Source organism: Croceicoccus sp. BE223, assembly GCF_031457155.1.
GTDB lineage: Bacteria > Pseudomonadota > Alphaproteobacteria > Sphingomonadales > Sphingomonadaceae > Croceicoccus.
The window spans coordinates 190226-206980 of sequence record NZ_JAVDWB010000005.1; the positions used below are offsets into that span (position 1 = coordinate 190226).

Genomic DNA, 16755 nt, shown 5'->3' on the forward strand with positions numbered 1-16755 from the left:
GTCAACGTCAACTAAATCTGCGGCATGACCGACGCCTCGCACAACATGGACCCGCAGGCCACCTGGACCATCGCCGAACTTTCGGCGGAGTTCGGCGTGACCGCCCGCGCACTTCGTTTCTATGAGGAGCGCGGCCTGATCTCGCCCCAGCGAGTGGGCAGCCAGCGCATCTATTCGCAGCGCGACCGTGCTCGCCTGCACTGGATCGAGCGGGCCAAGGGCGTCGGTTTCTCGCTCACCGAAGTGGGCGAAATGCTCGATCTCTACGATCTCGACGACGGTCGCACCCTGCAGCGCCGCGTTACGATCGAGCGTTGCCGCGAACAGCTCGCCAAGCTGGAGCGGCAGCAGGAAGACATTGCATGGGCCATGGGCGTCCTTCGCGACTTCATTCACGAGGTCGAGACGCAGATGGTTCCGGACCAGCGAGAGGACTGACATGCCTACCTACACTGCCCCCGTTCGTGACAGCCGCTTCGTGCTCGAGCAGGTCATCGGCCTGCCCGGACTTGCCGGCACGCCCGGGTTCGACGAATTCGATGCCGACATGATCGCGCCGATCCTGGAGGAAGCGGGGCGTTTCTTTGCCGAGGTCGTGGCACCGACCAATCATCCCGCGGACCAGGAAGGCTGCACCCGCCACGAGGACGGGTCCGTTACGACCCCGGCCGGTTTCAAGGAAATGTACCAGCAGGTTCGCGAAGCGGGCTGGAACACGCTGGCGCTGCCGGTCGACCGCGGTGGGCAGGGCATGCCCGGCGTGCTCAACTTCGCGGTCGAGGAATACCTGACCAGCGCGAACATGGCCTTCGGCATGTACTTCGGCCTCACCGCCGGTGCGATCGAGGCGATCGAGGCGCGGGCCTCGCAGGAACTGCGCGACCTTTACGTGCCGAAGATGGCGTCGGGCGAATGGTCGGGCACAATGAACCTGACCGAACCGCACGCCGGCACCGACCTTGGCCTGCTGCGCACCCGCGCCGAGCCCAATGGCGACGGCAGCTGGTCGATCACCGGCACCAAGATCTTCATCTCCTCGGGCGAGCATGACCTGACCAGCAACATCATCCACCTCGTGCTGGCCCGCACGCCCGACGCGCCGAAGGGCACGAAGGGGATCTCGATGTTCATCGTGCCCAAGTTCATCCCCGATGCCGAAGGCAATCCCGGTGCGCGCAATTCGCTGTCGTGCGGCTCCCTCGAGGAAAAGATGGGCATCCACGCGAATTCGACCTGCGTGATGAACTACGACGGCGCGACCGGCTGGCTCGTCGGTGACGAGAACAAGGGCCTGGCCGCCATGTTCATCATGATGAACGCGGCGCGGCTCTGGGTCGGGTTGCAGGGCTTCTCGCAGGCCGAACTCGCCTACCAGAACGGGGCTGCCTATGCGCTGGATCGCCGCCAGGGCCGCGCGCTGACCGGCCCGAAGGAGCCGGGAGAGGCCGCCGATCCGCTGATCGTGCACCCCGACGTGCGCCGCCTGCTGCTCGACGCCCGCGCCCGCGTGGAAGGTATGCGCGCGCTCGGTCTGTGGATCGCGTTGCAGAACGATCTGGCCCATGCCGGGCCCGAGGACGGCCGCGCCGCGGCCGACGACATGGTCCAGCTGCTCACCCCCATCGTCAAGGCGATCGGTACCGACATCGGTATGCGAGTCGCGCAGGACATGCAGCAGGTCTGGGGCGGCCACGGCTACATCGTCGAGAACGGCATGGAGCAGTTCGTCCGCGATGCCCGCATCACCCAGATCTATGAAGGCGCGAACGGGGTCCAGGCGATGGATCTCGTCGGGCGCAAGCTGGCCATGCACGGTGGCCGCGCGATCCAGAGCTTCTTCGGCATGGTCGACAAGGATTGCGCCGACGCCGCCGATCCGCGCGTGGCGGCGCTGGCCGAGGCGCTGGGCAAGGCCAACGGCGAACTGAAGGCCGCGTCGATGTGGCTGATGCAGAACGGCATGGCCAACCCCGACAACATCGGTTCGGCCGCCTATCACTACATGGAGATGCTCGGTCTCGTGTCGATGGGCTGGATGTGGCTGCGCATGGCGAAGGCGGCGTCCGCCTCGCTGGACGCGGGCGACGAGGACAAGGGCTTCATGGAGGCCAAGCTGGTCACCGCGCGCCACTTCGCCGAAAGCCACCTGCCCGAAGCGGGCGCGCTGCGCCGCAAGCTCCAGGCCGGGGCGACGACGATCATGGACCTGCCGGCCGAAGCCTTCCTGCGCGTGGGCTGAGGCCCTTCGCGTAGGCCGGCTAGCGGGGAAAGACCTCGTCCAGCACCATCATCGCGGCGGACCAGCTCTGCCGGTCGGCCCGCGCATGATAAGCAACGGCGTCCATGCCCCGCGTGTCCGAGGCGGGATCGGTGAAGCCGTGCTTCGCCCCGCCGAAGACCAGCAAGGACCAGTCGGCTTCGGCCGCGTCCATTTCCGCCTCGAAGGCGGCGACATGATCGCGCGGCACCATCGGATCGGCGTCGCCCTGGCAGACCATGATGACCGGCGCGATCCGGTCCGAGGCTGGCGCATCGGTCTGCAAAAGGCCGTGGAAGCTGATCGCGGCACGGATGTCCGCCCCGTCGCGGGCCATTTCCAGCACCGCCATGCCGCCCATGCAGAAACCCATCGCGGCAAAGGGCATGCCCGGCGCCGCGTCCTGCGCGGCAGCGAGGTTGGCCGTCAGCATGGACCGGAAAGCCGCAGGCTCCGTCATGATGGCGCGCCCCCTGGCCATCATCTCATCGCCTTCCGGCCCGTCGATCCCGTAGAAATCGGCGATCGCCGCGACGTAGCCGGCGTCGGCCAGCATCCGGGCGCGGCGATCCATCGCATCGTTGCGGTTGAAGATCGTCGGGCAGATCAGCACCGCGCCCCGCGCTGCGCCCTCGGGCCGCAGCACGGCCAGCCCGTGTTCCGTGCCGCCGTGAACGAAGCGGCGTTCCTCGAACCCGCTCATTCCGGCAGGAAATCCGGCACCGACAGATACCGCTCGCCGGTGTCGTAGTTGAAGCCCAGCACGCGGCTGCCAGCGGGAAGGTCGGGAATCTTCTTGGCGATCGCCGCCAGCGTCGCGCCCGAACTGATGCCGACGAGCAGGCCTTCGGTCGTCGCGCACTTGCGCGCCATGTCCTTGGCCGCATCGGCGGACACCTGGATCGCGCCGTCGATGGCGCGGGTGTGCAGGTTGCCGGGGATGAACCCCGCGCCGATACCCTGAATCGGGTGGGGCCCAGGCTGCCCGCCGGAAATGACCGGGGACAGTTCCGGCTCGACCGCGTAGGCCTTCATCTGCGGCCAGACGTTCTTCAACGCCTCGGCACAGCCGGTGAGGTGGCCGCCGGTGCCGACGCCGGTGATCATCACGTCTATGGGCTCCTGCGCGAAGTCGCTCAGGATCTCGTGCGCGGTGGTGCGGACGTGGACCGCGACGTTCGCCGGGTTCTCGAACTGCTGTGGCATCCAGCTGTTGGGGGTCGCCGCGACAAGCTCCTGCGCGCGGGCGAGGGCGCCCTTCATGCCCAGTTCGCGCGGGGTGAGGTCAAAGGTCGCGCCATAGGCCAGCATCAGGCGGCGGCGTTCGATCGACATCGATTCGGGCATGACGAGGACCAGCTTGTAGCCCTTCACCGCCGCGACCATGGCAAGCCCGATGCCGGTGTTGCCCGAAGTCGGCTCGATGATCGTGCCGCCGGGCTTGAGCAGGCCGTCGGCCTCGGCCTGTTCGACCATGGCAAGACCGATGCGATCCTTGATCGAGCCGCCGGGGTTGGCGCGCTCGGACTTGACCCAGACCTCGTGGTTGGGAAATAGCCGGGACAGGCGGATGTGCGGGGTGTTGCCGATGGTGGCGAGTACGCTGTCAGCCTTCATGGTCGCGGCTCCTTCTCATGGTCACTCCCGATAGGCGGGAGCGAATGTCCTGGCGTTCTTGAGTTCGGGGAACGCGAACGCCCAAATCACGGTGACCAATATCGCGCCGGCCCCGCCGAAAACAACCGCTCCCGTCGCACCCAAAAGCGCCGCGGCAATGCCGGACTGCAACTCGCCCAATTCGTTGGAGGCGGAAATGGCGAGGCCCGACAGCGACGATACCCGCCCGCGCATGGCGTCGGGGGTGTTGAGCTGCACCAGCGACGATCGGACGAAGACCGACACCATGTCCGCCGCGCCCAGCACGACGAGCAGCGCGAGGCTGACCACGAACAGGTGACTGAAACCGAACAGCGCCGTGGCGAGGCCATAGACACCGACCGCGAGCAGCATCTTGACGCCGACGTTGTGCTCCATGGGCCGAAACGCAAACCACAGGGCGACGATGCCCGCGCCCAGGGCCGGTGCCGCGCGCATCCAGCCGAGGCCGACCGGCCCCACCATCAGGATGTCGCGCGCGAAGACCGGCAGCAGCGCCGTCACCCCGCCCAGCAAGACCGCGAAGAGATCGAGCGAGATCGCCCCCAGCAGGAACCTGTCGTGCCAGACGAAGCGCAGGCCGTCCCGTATCTGCTGGATCGGATGGACCTTGAGATCGACATCGGGCTTTCGCACCGGCTTGATCAGCGTGATCAGCGTTGCCGATACGGCCAGCAGTCCGACCGCGACGATGTAGGGCAGCGAGGGGAACACCGCGAACAGCATGCCCCCGACCGCGGGGCCGAGGACGCTGGCGAACTGCCAGGCGATCGAGTTTGTGGCGATGGCCCGGGGAATGACCTTGGCCGGCACGAGATTGGGCGCGAGCGAATTCATCGCCGGGCCGAAGAAGATCCGCGCCACGCCGTGCAGCGCGGCCAGGGCGAAGAGCAGCGGAAGCGAAAGCGCGTCGGTCCATGTCGCGAGCCCCAGCCCGCCCGCGACCAGCATGTCGATGCCAACCGAAAGGGCCGCCACCTTGCGCCGGTCGTAACGGTCGGCCACGACGCCCGCGATCGGGGTCAGCAGGAACAGCGGCGCGAACTGCACGAAGCCCAGGATGCCGAGCTGGAACGCGGCGGCCCTGCGGCTCATGCCATAGTCGGACCGGGCGATGTCGTAGACCTGCCAGCCGAGAACGACGACGAGCGACAGCGTCGCGATCACCCCGCAGAAGCGGGCCACCCAGAACAGGCGGTAGTCGCGATAGGCCAGCGGGTGGCGCGGTTCGGGCGATCCGACGCCGGCCTCGATGCTTTCTTCCATCCCGCCGGCCTAGACCGCGGGGTGGAATTCGCCGCCAGCTTCGTCGAGCCAGTGCAGCACCCCGTCCGAAATAGCGAAGAAACCGCCCCGCAACCGCAGCTTGCCGGCCTTTTCCTTGCTGGCGATGCAGGGGAAGGTGCGCAGGTTGTCGAGCGATACCTTGACCGCGGCCTGCTCCATTGCCCGTTCGGCGGGGCGCCCTTCGGTCCCGTGGCGCGCCGCGACTTCGTCTCGCGCATCGTCGAGCAATTCGATCCAGTCGGCGATGAAGCCGCCGTGACCCGGTTCGGTGCCGAGCATCGACTGCGTCAGCGCCGCCTTGCACCCGCCACACATGCCGTGGCCGAGGACGACGATTTCCTCGACCTCCAGCACCTGCACCGCGAACTCGAGCGCTGCCGACACGCCGTGGTGGCCGGGCGTCGTCTCGAACGGGGGGACCATGGCGGCGACGTTGCGGACGACGAAGATCTCGCCGGGGTCGACATCGAAGACCTGCGCCGGGTCGACGCGGCTGTCGGAGCAGGCGATGACCATGACCTTGGGCTCCTGCCCTTCGCGCAACTGCATCCAGCGTTCCCGCTGGGGAGTCCACATTTTGTCGCGGAAACGCAGGTAGCCGGCGTTGAGCGAGGCGAAGGAGGTCGAAGAATCGGTCATGCCACGCCCTTTGCCGCCAACCATTGCGGCTGGCAAGCGACCGCCTTATGTGGATCGCCATGAACGACATCGCAGATACCGCCGCCATCGCCGCGTCAGAGCATCAGGCGGAGCGCCGCCGCAAGCCCGACTGGATCCGGGTCAAGGCCCCGACCAGCAAGGGCTTTGCCGAGACGCGCCGCCTGATGCGCGATCTCAAGCTCAACACGGTGTGCGAGGAAGCGGCCTGTCCGAACATCGGCGAATGCTGGACCAAGAAGCACGCGACGGTGATGATCCTGGGCGATGTCTGCACCCGCGCGTGCCGGTTCTGCAACGTGAAGACCGGGATGCCGCGCGTGCTCGATCCGATGGAGCCGGTCAACGTCGCGACCGCCGCGGCGGAGATGGGGCTCGAACACATCGTCATCACCTCGGTCGACCGCGACGACCTGCCCGATGGCGGCGCGGGGCATTTCGTCCGCGTGATCGAAGAACTGCGCAAGCGCACGCCGGGCACCACGATCGAGATCCTGACGCCCGACTTCCGCGGCAAGATGAAGCGCGCCGTCGCCCAGATCGTCGAGGCGCGGCCGGACGTCTACAACCACAATCTCGAAACCGTGCCCCGGCTCTACCCCACGGTGCGGCCCGGCGCGCGCTACTATGCCTCGTTGCGCCTGCTCGAAGAGGTGAAGAACCTCGATCCGTCGATCTTCACCAAGAGCGGGATCATGCTGGGGCTGGGCGAACAGCGGCTGGAAATCCATCAGGTGATGGACGACATGCGCAGCGCCGACATCGATTTCCTGACGATGGGACAGTACCTCCAGCCGACGCCGAAGCATCACAAGGTCATCGACTTCGTCACCCCGCAGCAGTTCGACGCGCTGGGCCAGATCGCGAGGGCCAAGGGCTTCCTCCAGGTCGCCTCCAGCCCGCTCACCCGGTCCAGCTATCACGCGGGCGACGATTTCGCAGAGATGCGCGCGGCGCGCGAGGCGAAGCTGGCAAAGGCCGCCGGCAAGCAGTGAACCGGTTCGACTGATGCCCAACATTCGCGAATCGCGCGAGCTGCCCTACAGCGCCGAACGCATGTTCGACCTCGTCGCGGATGTGGCGAGCTATCCGCAGTTCCTGCCTTGGGTGGTGGCGACGCGGGTCAAGTCGGACAACGAGACCGAGATGGTCGCCGACATGATGGTCGGTTTCAAGGCGCTGCGCGAGAAGTTCACCTCGCGCGTGCACAAGGAGAGGCCGAACAGGATCGTCGTCGATTACGTCGACGGACCGCTCAGCCATCTCGAGAACGCCTGGCATTTCGAACCGATCGACGAGCATCGCTGCCGCATCGACTTCTGCGTCGATTTCACGTTCCGCAACGCGGTGTTCGAAGCGCTGGCGGGCCAGTATCTCGACCGTGCCTTTCGCAAGATGGTCGGCGCCTTCGAAGCGCGCGCCGGCGAGCTTTACGGACCGCCGGTCGCCTGAAGCCTCTGGTCAGAAGTCGGGTGAGCGCGCCGCTTCGCCGGTCGCCGACTTCGGCAGCAGCAGTTCGAGCGCGCAGATCGCGGCGCGGTGGCGCACTTCGGCCCGCGATGCGCAGTCGAACCGCTTGAGCTCGGCCGCCGGCTCCTTGCCATCGAGATCCTCGCGCCGCGCGCGGGCAAAGATGACCGTGCCGACCGGTTTCTTCTCGGTCCCGCCGTCGGGCCCGGCAACGCCGGTAATGGCGACGGCAAGGTCCGCGCCCGAACGCGCCAGCGCCCCCTGTGCCATCGACCATGCGACGGCGATGGATACCGCGCCGAACGTCTCGATGAGGTCCGAGGGGACTTTGAGCATCTCCATCTTCGCATCGTTCGAATAGGATACGAAGCCGCGGTCGAGCACGGCGGACGATCCGGGGATCTCCGTCAGTGCGGCGGCGACGAGGCCGCCGGTGCAGCTTTCGGCGATCGCAACCGTGGTGCCGCGTTCGCGGTGGGCATCGACCACGCGCTGCGCGAGGGCGACGATATCGGGGGGAAGAAGTGAATCCATGAAGTCCGTCAATCCGCGTCGATGATTATCAGGGGGCGGCCATACGGGCCGGGCGTCCGCTCAGCGGGTCGCCGACAACAGAACCTGTGCCTGTGCCGCGATCCCTTCGCCGCGACCGGCAAAGCCCAGCCGCTCGGTAGTCGTCGCCTTGACCGATATCGCCGCGATGTCAACTCCAAGCAGTTCGGCAATTCGTGCGCGCATAACGTCGCGATGGGGTCCGACCTTGGGCGCTTCGCACACGATCGTAACGTCCGCGTTGGCCACCGCGTAGCCGGCGTCGCGCGCAGTCCTTGCCGCGTGGGACAGGAAGATGTGGCTCGCCGCGCCCTTCCATTGAGGGTCCGACGGCGGGAAATGCTGGCCGATATCGCCCAGCGCGGCAGCGCCCAGGATCGCGTCGGTCAGCGCGTGGAGCGCGACGTCGGCATCACTGTGGCCCGACAACGCGCGATCGTGCGGCACCAGCACGCCGCAGAGCCAGACGCCGTCGCCGGGAACCAGCCGATGCACGTCATAACCGCTGCCGATGCGGAAGGCCGGCGCGCCGTGGAGCGCTTCGGCGCGGGCAAAGTCGGCCGGATGGGTCAGTTTCTCGAGCATGGCGTCTCCTTCGACCACGGCGACGGAGCCGCCCGCACCGCGCACCATCTGCGCATCGTCGGTCGCCTCGCGCCCCGGCGGCCAGGCACGATGCGCGGCCAGCAGGGCTTCGAAACGGAAAGCCTGCGGCGTCTGAACGCGCCACAGCCCGTCGCGCGGGACGACATCGCCGAGTTGTCCGTCCGCTCGCGCCAGGGTATCGACGACGGGCAGGGCGGGAACCGCCCCGTCGTGCCGGTCGAGCGCCGCCAGCAGGTCGTCCACCACCCGAAGGGGGCAGAAGGGCCGTGCCGCGTCGTGCACCAGCACGCGCCGCGCGCCGCCGTCAGCGGCAATCGCGGCCAGCGCCGCGGCGACCGAGTCGCGTCGCTCGCTACCGCCGATGACGAAAGAGGCCGTCCTGGGTGCGATGGCAGCGGCGAATTCCGCCTCCTGCCCCATGCCGATGACGAACAGCACCTGGTCGATCGCAGGATGCTCCGACATCGTCGCGAGGGCATGGGCCACCGGCGAGCGTCCGGCCACCTTGCGGTACTGCTTGGGCGCACCTTCGCCGGCCCGTTCGCCGCGCCCGGCGGCGACGATGACGGCAACCGTCTGTTCGGCAGGATGCGCGCGAGATGGGGGAGGGGACGACATCGCTCGCGCACATAGACCTTGCCGTCATGCCTTGCCAGCCCCCGATGATGCCCTGACGGGCCGCGCGGCCCTGCAGGCTTGCCGCAGGGCAGCAAATCCCGTAAGGGCTGCCCAAATTTTAGGCACTCCCCACTTATGCAGCATCCCCCTTCGCCCGGTACGTTCCCCATCGCGATCGGCCCCGTGACGGTCGCCACGCCCGTGGTTCTCGCGCCGATGACCGGCGTGACCGACCGGCCGTTCCGCACGCTCGTGCGCCGCTTCGGATCGGGCCTCAACGTGACCGAGATGATTGCCAGCCCCGCGATGATCCGCGAAACGCGCCAGTCGTTGCAGAAGGCGGACTGGGACCCGATTGAGGAGCCGGTATCCCTCCAGCTCGCCGGTTGCAGCCCCGCCGAAATGGCCGAGGCGGCGAAGCTCAACGAGGATCGCGGCGTGGCGATCATCGACATCAACATGGGGTGCCCGGTCAAGAAGGTGGTCAACGGCGATGCCGGCAGCGCGCTGATGCGCGACCTGCCGCTGGCCGCCAGCCTGATCGAGGCGACGGTGAAGGCGGTGTCGGTGCCGGTGACCGTGAAGATGCGGATGGGCTGGTGCCATGACAGCCTCAATGCCCCGGAACTCGCCCACATCGCCGAAGATCTCGGCGCAAAGCTGATCACCGTGCACGGGCGCACCCGCAACCAGATGTACAAGGGCCACGCCGACTGGGCCTTCGTTCGTCGGGTCAAGGACGCCGTGTCCCTGCCGGTGATCGTCAACGGCGACATCTGCGGCATCGACGATGCCGCCACGGCCCTGGCGCAGAGCGGGGCGGACGGCGTGATGATCGGGCGCGGCGCCTATGGCAAGCCGTGGCTGCTGGGCCAGGTGATGGACTGGCTGGAAGGCCGCGACGTTCGCCCCGACCCGACGCTGGCCGAACAACTGAACCTTATCGTCGAGCATTACACGATGATGCTGGAGCATTACGGCAGCTTCACCGGCGTTCGCATGGCCCGCAAGCATCTCGGCTGGTACACCAAGGGCCTGCCGGGATCGGCCGAGTTCCGGAACAAGGTGAACTTCGTCGACGACGCCGACGCGGCGCTGGCTATGATCCGGGAATTCTACGCCCCGCTGCTGGCGGACGAGCCCGAGCGGAGGGCCGCGTGATACCGTTCCGGCAGGCGAGCGATCTTCCCGACGCCGCCCGCCTGATCGCGAGCCTGCCGCAGGCCGTGATCCTGCTGCGCCCGGAACTGCGCATCGCCTCGGTCAATGCCGCGGCCGAACAGTTGCTGGGGCAGGGCGCGCGCCGCCTTGTCGGCAAGGCGCTGCCCGCCGTTATCGAATTCAACGAAGCCCGGCTGATCGAGATGATGCGCGACAGCGACGTGCAGATCAGCGCGAACGACATCACCGCGCGCATGGGCCGTTCGGCGGCGGCGCGGCTCGACATGGCGATCGCCCCGGTGATCGGCCACCCCGGCTGGCAGGTCCTGACCCTGACCGCGCCGACCGAGCTGGAGACGCTCGACCGCACCGGCGACGCCCAGCGCGAAGACAACGTGCTGCGCGCGCCGGAAATCCTCGCGCACGAGATCAAGAACCCGCTCGCCGGCATCCGCGGCGCGGCGCAGCTGATCGCGCGCAAGCTGAAATCCGCGGACCGGCCGCTCGCCGAACTGATCGCCGACGAGGTCGACCGCATCGCGCAGCTGATCGATCACATGCAGTCGCTTTCGCGTCGCACGCGCGAACCGGCGGTCCCGGTCAACCTGCACGTCGCGGTCCGCCGCGCCCGCGCGGTCGTGGAGGCCGCCGGTATCGAAGGCGTGGCGCTGACCGAGGAGTTCGACCCTTCGCTGCCCGAGGTCATGGCCAATGGCGATGCGCTGATGCAGGTCCTGATCAATCTCATGACCAACGCGGTCGAAGCGTGCCGCAAGGCTGAGCGCCCCGCGGTGCGCCTGCGCACGCGTTTTGCCAGCGGTATCGCGCTCCACGCTCGCGGCCGTGCCGCGCCGCTGCGCCTGCCTATCGAGATCACCGTGTCCGACAACGGCCCCGGTATCGATCCCGCCGTCCGCGACCACCTTTTCGAACCGTTCGTGACCTCCAAAAAAAGCGGCCAGGGCCTCGGCCTCGCGCTCGTGCGCAAGCTGGTGCGCGACATGGACGGCCGCATCAGCCACGACCGCGACGACAGCAGCGGACTGACCCATTTCCGCATCCACCTGCCGATGGCCGAGGCGGCGCCGCGCTCCCTCGACCGGACTGACGAGGCCATGACGTGAGCGATCCCATCCTGCTGGTCGAGGACGACATCTCGATCGCCATCGTCATCACCACCGCGCTTGAGGACGAGGGCCTGCAGACGGTGCGGTGCGACACGATTGCCGAGCGCGACCGCCTGCTGGCGAGCCGACGGTTCGCGATGATGGTGACCGACGTCATGCTGAAGGACGGCGACGGCATCGAGACGATCGGCAACGTGCGCGCCGCCGCGCCCGCCATGCCGGTCATCATCCTGTCGGCTCAGAACACGCTCGACACCGCGGTACGCGCGACCGACAGCGGCGCCTTCGAATACTTCCCCAAGCCGTTCGACCTCGACGAGCTGGTCCGCGCCGTGAAGCAGGCCATCGGCAGCACCGCCAGCGCCCCGGTGCCGGAACCGAGCGAAGAGGGGATGGCGCTGCCGCTCGTCGGCCGGTCGCCGGCAATGCAGGCGGTCTATCGCATGATCACGCGCGTCCTGCGCAACGATCTGACCGTGCTGATCTTGGGCGAATCGGGCACCGGCAAGGAACTGGTCGCCGAAGCGATACACCAACTCGGCGGGCGGTCGTCAGGCCCGTTCGTCGCCGTCAACACCGCCGCAATCCCCGCCGAACTCATCGAATCGGAACTGTTCGGCCACGAGAAGGGCGCCTTCACCGGCGCGATGAACCGCCACATCGGCAAGTTCGAGCAGGCGCACGGCGGAACCCTATTCCTCGACGAGATCGGCGACATGCCGATGCAGGCGCAGACCCGCTTGCTCCGCGCGTTGCAGTCGGGCCGGATCCTGCGCGTCGGCGGGCGGGAGGAAGTGCCGTTCGATGCGCGCATCATCGCCGCGACGAACAAGGACCTGGTGCCGATGATCGCGGACGGCACTTTCCGCGAGGATCTTTACTATCGGCTGAATGTCGTGCCCATCCAGCTGCCGCCGCTGCGTGAACGGGGTGACGATATCGCCGCGCTGAGCCGACATTTCCTGGCTCAGGCTTCGCGCGATGGCTTGCCGACCCACGCGCTGAGCGAGGAGGGCGCTGCCCTGCTGTGTCGCCAGCCATGGCGCGGCAACGTGCGCGAACTGAAGAATTTCATCTACCGCGTCGCGCTCCTCGCCCGCGACGATGTCATCGACGAGCACACGCTGCGCAGCGCGCTTGCCGAGGAGGGCGGCCATGCATCGCGTAGCGAAAGGCCCGGATCGGCATCGACAGCCCCCGCGGCCGATCGAGGCGACGACCTTTCCGGTGCTCTGGGACGGTGGCTGACCGCAAATTCTCCGGCACCGGGCGAAATCTACGCCCGCGCCATCGCCGCGTTCGAACGTCCGCTCTTTGCCCACATGCTCGACGCGACCGGCGGCAACCAGCTGCGCGCCGCACAGATGCTGGGCATCAATCGCAACACCTTGCGCAAGCGTCTTGTCGAACTCGAGATCGATCCGGAAAGCTACGGAAACCGGGGCCAGACGGGTTCTTCGCAACGCTGAGGTGACAGAGCGTTGCTACGAGCCACTTGCATTTGCGCAACAGGGCTGTTGTAACCACGCAACGATGCAAATCGACTCCGGCGAACAGATCGAACAGTCCCAAAATCGGCGCGGCAACGCGGCCGAGGGGCGCGGCTGGTCGCGCCTCACCCGGCGGGTCGGGGTAATCTGGTACCGGTCCAACGGCTTCGTCATGCTGGAGCTGCTGCTGTTCGCGCTGCTCCTTCTGGTCCTGTTCGGCGGCTGGCTGACGCTGGGCGCCGACAGGTCGACCGGCCAGCTCCTGCCGGTTTCGACCACGACTTCCTTGCTGGTCGCAACGCTGGTGCCGGCGCTGGGCCTGCTCATGCTGGCCGGGCGGCGACTGGCGCTGATGCGCGCGCGCAAGCTGACCGGCAGCACCGGACGCCTCCATGTCCGCCTCGTCTTCTTCTTCTCGCTCATTGCGGCGGTGCCGACGTTGCTGGTCGTCGCGTTCGCTTCCTACCTGTTCCAGTCCGGCGTGGAATTCTGGTTCTCCGAACGCTCGCGCGGGCTGCTCGAAGACGCGAACCAGCTCGCCCGCGGTTACTACGAACAAAACCTTCGCGACATCGGCGACGAGACGGTGGCGATGGCCGGGGACGTACGCTTCTACCTCAGCCAGGCGAACATCACCTCGCCCGAATTCGCCGAGGCCTATACCCGCCAGGTCATCATTCGCGAGCTCAACGAATCGGCGATCATCGAGCGCGGTCGGGACGGCGTGGTGCGCACCGCCGCCATCGTCGATCCGGACCAGGACGAGGGCCCGCACCGGATCGAGCCGGCGACGTTCGACCGGCTGGCGAAGGGTGAAACCGTCGTCGTGAGCGCGACGGCCCAGCGGATCGAGGCGGTGACCCCGATCGATCTTAAGCGAGGCGTCTACCTCTACACCGCGCGCAAGTCCGACGCGCAGGCGCAGAGCCAGTGGCAGCGCGCACAGTCCGTCCTTGCCAATTACGACAGCCTGATCCGCAACGCGCGCAATCTCCAATTGCGGTTCAACGCCGCGCTGCTGGCCGTCTCGCTGCTCCTTGTCGTCTTTGCCGTGTGGTTTGCCTTGCGCTTCGCCGACCGGCAGGTGGAGCCGCTCGCCGAACTCCTCGCTGCCGCGCGCGACGTCGGTTCTGGCGACTTTTCCAAGCGCGTCGAGGGACGGACCGGCAACGACGAGATCGGCCTGCTCAACCGCGCCTTTAACCGTATGACCGAGCAGATCGCCGGACAGACGCAGGCCCTGATCGAGGCCAATGAACTGCTTGTGGAGCGCCGCGCCTTTACCGAGGCGGTCTTGGATTCGGCGACGTCCGGCATCGTCTCGGTCGATTATGACGGGCTGGTCCTGCTGATCAACGGATCGGCGCAGGCCATGCTGTTCGAAGGAGGCGAGGGCAGGGCCATCGGTCGCAAGTTAAGCGACATCGCGCCCGCGCTGGCCGAACAGCTTGCTGCCGGGCGCAGCAGCGGCGTCATACAGCATACCCGCGGCGCGGACACGCGCACCCTTGCGGTGAAGATCGCCAATACGCGGCACGGCAGCGTGCTGACCTTCGAGGACATCACCCGCCAGCTTCTCGACCAGCGACGCGCGGCCTGGTCCGACGTGGCGCGCCGCATCGCGCACGAAATCAAGAACCCGCTGACCCCGATCCAGCTCGCCACCGAGCGTCTGGGCCGCCGTTTCGGCCGGCAGATCGAGACTGACGCCGAACTGTTCGCCGAACTGACCCAGACGATCATCCGGCAGGTCGGCGACCTGCGCAAGATGGTCGACGAATTTTCCAGCTTCGCCCGCATGCCCAAGCCCAGCTTTCGCGACGAGGACATGTCGGAACTGGTGCGCCAGGCGATGTTCCTGCAGGAAGTCGGCAACCCGCAGATCACCTATCGCTTCGACTCCGACGAGGGCGACACCGTCATCGCCTGTGACCGGCACCAGGTCGGGCAGGCGATGACCAACGTGTTGAAGAACGCGGCAGAGGCCATCGAGACGCGGGCGTCGGAGGCGGATGGCGACTACAAAGGGCGCATCCTCGTTCACATGTCGCCCGATCGCGAGGGCGTGACCGTCACCGTCACCGATAACGGGGTCGGCCTGCCGCTCGAAGGATCGCGCATCGTCGAACCCTACATGACTACGCGGGAGAAGGGCACGGGCCTCGGCCTTGCGATCGTGCAGAAGATCCTGGGCGAACATGGCGGCAACATCGCCTTCGAACCCGCGCCGTCGGTCGACGGAGAGCAGGGCGGGACTTGTGTCCGGCTGCGCTTCTCGCGCGATCCGCTCGCCGACCTTGCCCCGCAGGACGACGCCGACCTGACTCGACCCGACACCGGCCGATCCGACGCAGGGAAATCCGGTGACGGCAGGGAAGCCGCAGAATGATGATGGAACAGAACTGATGGCACTCGATATCCTGATCGTCGATGACGAGCGTGACATCCGCGAGCTTGTCGCCGGCGTCCTTTCCGACGAAGGCTACGATTGCCGCACCGCGGGCGACAGCGTCTCTGCGCTCGGCGCGATCGACGAGCGGCGGCCCAGCCTCGTCCTCCTCGACGTCTGGCTGCACGGCTCGCCGATGGACGGTCTGGAAGTGCTGGACGCGATCAAGCAGCGCGAGCCGGACCTGCCGGTGATCATCTTCTCGGGCCATGGGAATATCGACACGGCGGTGGCGGCGGTCAGCCGCGGAGCGGTCGACTTCATCGAGAAGCCCTTCGAATCCGAACGGCTGCTCCACATGGTCGGACGGGCGACCGAAACCGATCGTCTTCGCCGCCAGAACGCACAGCTTCGGCAAGGGGGCGACAGCTTCTTTGACGAATTCCACGGATCTTCCAGCACGATCAACGCCGTGCGGGCGACCTTGAAGCGGGTGGCCGGAACCGGGAGCCGGGTGCTGATCACCGGTCCGGCAGGCGCGGGAAAGGAAGTCGCCGCCCGGTTGCTCCACACGTGGAGCACGCGGTCCGACAAGCCCTTCGTCACGGTGAATTCCGCGCGCATCACCCCCGAACGCTTCGAACAGGAACTGTTCGGCGAGGAACAGGACGGCAAGCTGGTGCGGGCAGGCCTTCTCGAGATGGCCGACGGCGGCACCCTGTTTCTCGATGAAGTAGCGGACATGCCCGAATCGACCCAAGCCCGGATCCTGCGCGTCCTGACCGACCAGGCCTTCGTGCGCGTCGGCGGCAACCGCCAGATCCGGGTCGACGTTCGCGTCGCCTCGGCCACCTCCCGCGATCTGGAGGAGGAGATCGCCGAACGGCGCTTCCGCGAGGATCTTTACTACAGGCTCAACGTCGTGCCGGTGCAGATTCCCTCGCTGGCAGAGCGGCGGAGCGACATCCCGATGCTGGTCAACCATTTCTTCGCCCGCTTCGCCACGGCGCAAGGGGTTCAGCCGCCCGCGATCAGCGACGATGCCATGGCCATCCTCCAAAGCTACGACTGGCCCGGCAACGTGCGCCAGCTTCGCAACGTCATCGAGCGGACGCTGATCCTCGCCCCGCGCGACCGGCTGAAGCTGATCGAGGCCGACATGCTGCCCGGCGAGATTACTCAGGAGGACAGTGGTGACGGCGCCGGTATCGCGGCGATGATGGGCATTCCCCTGCGCGAGGCGCGCGAGCAGTTCGAGCGCGAATATCTTCGCATCCAGATCCGCAGGTTTTCGGGAAACATCTCGCGCACCGCGAATTTCATCGGCATGGAACGCAGCGCGCTGCATCGCAAGCTCAAGTCGCTCGGCATCACCGATCGGCGCGAGGACGAAGAATGATGCTGCGACTGCGAGAAATGAGGGTTTTCTCGCGCTAAAGCGATGCTAGAATGCTCTCGATTTTCGGTTCCGGCCTGTGCCGGGGC

The 16755-nt window shown here is 67.1% G+C and carries 15 protein-coding genes; 9 read left to right on the forward strand and 6 right to left on the reverse strand.

All coding sequences use genetic code 11. The features are described 5' to 3' along the window. Window positions 1–24: 24 nt before the first annotated feature. Both J2X37_RS11850 and J2X37_RS11855 read left to right on the forward strand, forming a co-directional pair. Window positions 25–438 carry a MerR family DNA-binding transcriptional regulator gene (locus J2X37_RS11850; protein WP_310021474.1) on the forward strand — a complete coding sequence of 138 codons (414 nt, stop codon included), beginning with the start codon at window positions 25–27 and terminating at the stop codon, window positions 436–438. A 1-nt stretch (window position 439) separates the two neighbouring features. Beyond that, window positions 440–2239, forward strand: a complete 1800-nt coding sequence (locus tag J2X37_RS11855; RefSeq protein WP_310021476.1) for an acyl-CoA dehydrogenase C-terminal domain-containing protein — start codon at window positions 440–442, stop codon at window positions 2237–2239. A gap of 19 nt (window positions 2240–2258) precedes the next feature. Here the strand turns inward: J2X37_RS11855 and J2X37_RS11860 are convergent, their stop codons facing one another. From J2X37_RS11860 to J2X37_RS11875, 4 genes are read right to left on the reverse strand one after another with little or no spacing between them, the layout of a single operon-like run. After that, on the reverse strand, window positions 2259–2960 hold the full coding sequence (locus tag J2X37_RS11860) for a dienelactone hydrolase family protein (RefSeq protein WP_310021477.1): 702 nt from the start codon (window positions 2958–2960) through the stop codon (window positions 2259–2261). Then, entirely contained in the window at window positions 2957–3874 is a 918-nt protein-coding gene (gene cysK, locus J2X37_RS11865) for a cysteine synthase A (protein ID WP_310021479.1), read from the reverse strand. Before cysK ends, J2X37_RS11860 begins: the two co-directional genes overlap by 4 nt. Window positions 3875–3895: 21 nt before the next feature. Further along, entirely contained in the window at window positions 3896–5179 is a 1284-nt protein-coding gene (locus J2X37_RS11870) for an MFS transporter (protein WP_310021481.1), read from the reverse strand. Between the two features lie 9 nt (window positions 5180–5188). After that, window positions 5189–5839: a carbonic anhydrase gene (locus J2X37_RS11875; protein ID WP_310021483.1), complete on the reverse strand. Its 651-nt coding sequence runs from the start codon at window positions 5837–5839 to the stop codon at window positions 5189–5191. 59 nt (window positions 5840–5898) lie between these two features. Here J2X37_RS11875 and lipA point away from each other — a divergent pair, with 59 nt between their 5' ends. After that, complete coding sequence (gene lipA / locus J2X37_RS11880) at window positions 5899–6852, forward strand: lipoyl synthase (protein WP_310021485.1); 954 nt, start codon at window positions 5899–5901, stop codon at window positions 6850–6852. A 13-nt stretch (window positions 6853–6865) separates the two neighbouring features. Further along, window positions 6866–7309, forward strand: coding sequence for a type II toxin-antitoxin system RatA family toxin (locus tag J2X37_RS11885; protein WP_310021490.1), 444 nt, complete (start codon window positions 6866–6868; stop codon window positions 7307–7309). A 9-nt stretch (window positions 7310–7318) separates the two neighbouring features. Here J2X37_RS11885 and J2X37_RS11890 read toward each other — a convergent pair whose 3' ends face one another. Both J2X37_RS11890 and J2X37_RS11895 read right to left on the reverse strand, forming a co-directional pair. Further along, a complete protein-coding gene (locus J2X37_RS11890; protein ID WP_310021492.1) occupies window positions 7319–7861 on the reverse strand; it encodes a CinA family protein in 543 nt (180 codons plus the stop codon). Between the two features lie 60 nt (window positions 7862–7921). Further along, the gene (locus J2X37_RS11895; RefSeq protein ID WP_310021494.1) at window positions 7922–9103 is read right to left on the reverse strand and encodes a bifunctional 2-C-methyl-D-erythritol 4-phosphate cytidylyltransferase/2-C-methyl-D-erythritol 2,4-cyclodiphosphate synthase; all 1182 of its coding nucleotides are present in this window, start codon (window positions 9101–9103) and stop codon (window positions 7922–7924) included. A gap of 135 nt (window positions 9104–9238) precedes the next feature. Between J2X37_RS11895 and dusB the strand changes: the two genes are divergently transcribed. From dusB to J2X37_RS11920, 5 genes are all read left to right on the forward strand, one after another. Beyond that, complete coding sequence (dusB, locus tag J2X37_RS11900; protein WP_310021496.1) at window positions 9239–10264, forward strand: tRNA dihydrouridine synthase DusB; 1026 nt, start codon at window positions 9239–9241, stop codon at window positions 10262–10264. After that, window positions 10261–11388 carry an ATP-binding protein gene (locus J2X37_RS11905; RefSeq protein WP_310021497.1) on the forward strand — a complete coding sequence of 376 codons (1128 nt, stop codon included), beginning with the start codon at window positions 10261–10263 and terminating at the stop codon, window positions 11386–11388. Before dusB ends, J2X37_RS11905 begins: the two co-directional genes overlap by 4 nt. Next, window positions 11385–12860 carry a sigma-54 dependent transcriptional regulator gene (locus tag J2X37_RS11910; RefSeq protein ID WP_310021500.1) on the forward strand — a complete coding sequence of 492 codons (1476 nt, stop codon included), beginning with the start codon at window positions 11385–11387 and terminating at the stop codon, window positions 12858–12860. The genes J2X37_RS11905 and J2X37_RS11910 overlap by 4 nt, the downstream gene beginning before the upstream one ends. Window positions 12861–12924: 64 nt before the next feature. Continuing rightward, window positions 12925–15270 carry an ATP-binding protein gene (locus tag J2X37_RS11915; protein WP_310021503.1) on the forward strand — a complete coding sequence of 782 codons (2346 nt, stop codon included), beginning with the start codon at window positions 12925–12927 and terminating at the stop codon, window positions 15268–15270. A gap of 16 nt (window positions 15271–15286) precedes the next feature. Then, a complete protein-coding gene (locus J2X37_RS11920) occupies window positions 15287–16669 on the forward strand; it encodes a sigma-54 dependent transcriptional regulator (protein WP_310021506.1) in 1383 nt (460 codons plus the stop codon). Window positions 16670–16755: the final 86 nt, after the last annotated feature.

Coding starts and splice junctions, on each gene's coding strand:
- J2X37_RS11850 (WP_310021474.1), top strand. CDS start 25: ATGACCGACGCCTCGCACAACATGGACCCGCAGGCCACCTGGACCATC.
- J2X37_RS11855 (WP_310021476.1), top strand. CDS start 440: ATGCCTACCTACACTGCCCCCGTTCGTGACAGCCGCTTCGTGCTCGAG.
- J2X37_RS11860 (WP_310021477.1), bottom strand. CDS start 2,960: ATGAGCGGGTTCGAGGAACGCCGCTTCGTTCACGGCGGCACGGAACAC.
- cysK (WP_310021479.1), bottom strand. CDS start 3,874: ATGAAGGCTGACAGCGTACTCGCCACCATCGGCAACACCCCGCACATC.
- J2X37_RS11870 (WP_310021481.1), bottom strand. CDS start 5,179: ATGGAAGAAAGCATCGAGGCCGGCGTCGGATCGCCCGAACCGCGCCAC.
- J2X37_RS11875 (WP_310021483.1), bottom strand. CDS start 5,839: ATGACCGATTCTTCGACCTCCTTCGCCTCGCTCAACGCCGGCTACCTG.
- lipA (WP_310021485.1), top strand. CDS start 5,899: ATGAACGACATCGCAGATACCGCCGCCATCGCCGCGTCAGAGCATCAG.
- J2X37_RS11885 (WP_310021490.1), top strand. CDS start 6,866: ATGCCCAACATTCGCGAATCGCGCGAGCTGCCCTACAGCGCCGAACGC.
- J2X37_RS11890 (WP_310021492.1), bottom strand. CDS start 7,861: ATGGATTCACTTCTTCCCCCCGATATCGTCGCCCTCGCGCAGCGCGTG.
- J2X37_RS11895 (WP_310021494.1), bottom strand. CDS start 9,103: ATGTCGTCCCCTCCCCCATCTCGCGCGCATCCTGCCGAACAGACGGTT.
- dusB (WP_310021496.1), top strand. CDS start 9,239: ATGCAGCATCCCCCTTCGCCCGGTACGTTCCCCATCGCGATCGGCCCC.
- J2X37_RS11915 (WP_310021503.1), top strand. CDS start 12,925: ATGCAAATCGACTCCGGCGAACAGATCGAACAGTCCCAAAATCGGCGC.
- J2X37_RS11920 (WP_310021506.1), top strand. CDS start 15,287: ATGGCACTCGATATCCTGATCGTCGATGACGAGCGTGACATCCGCGAG.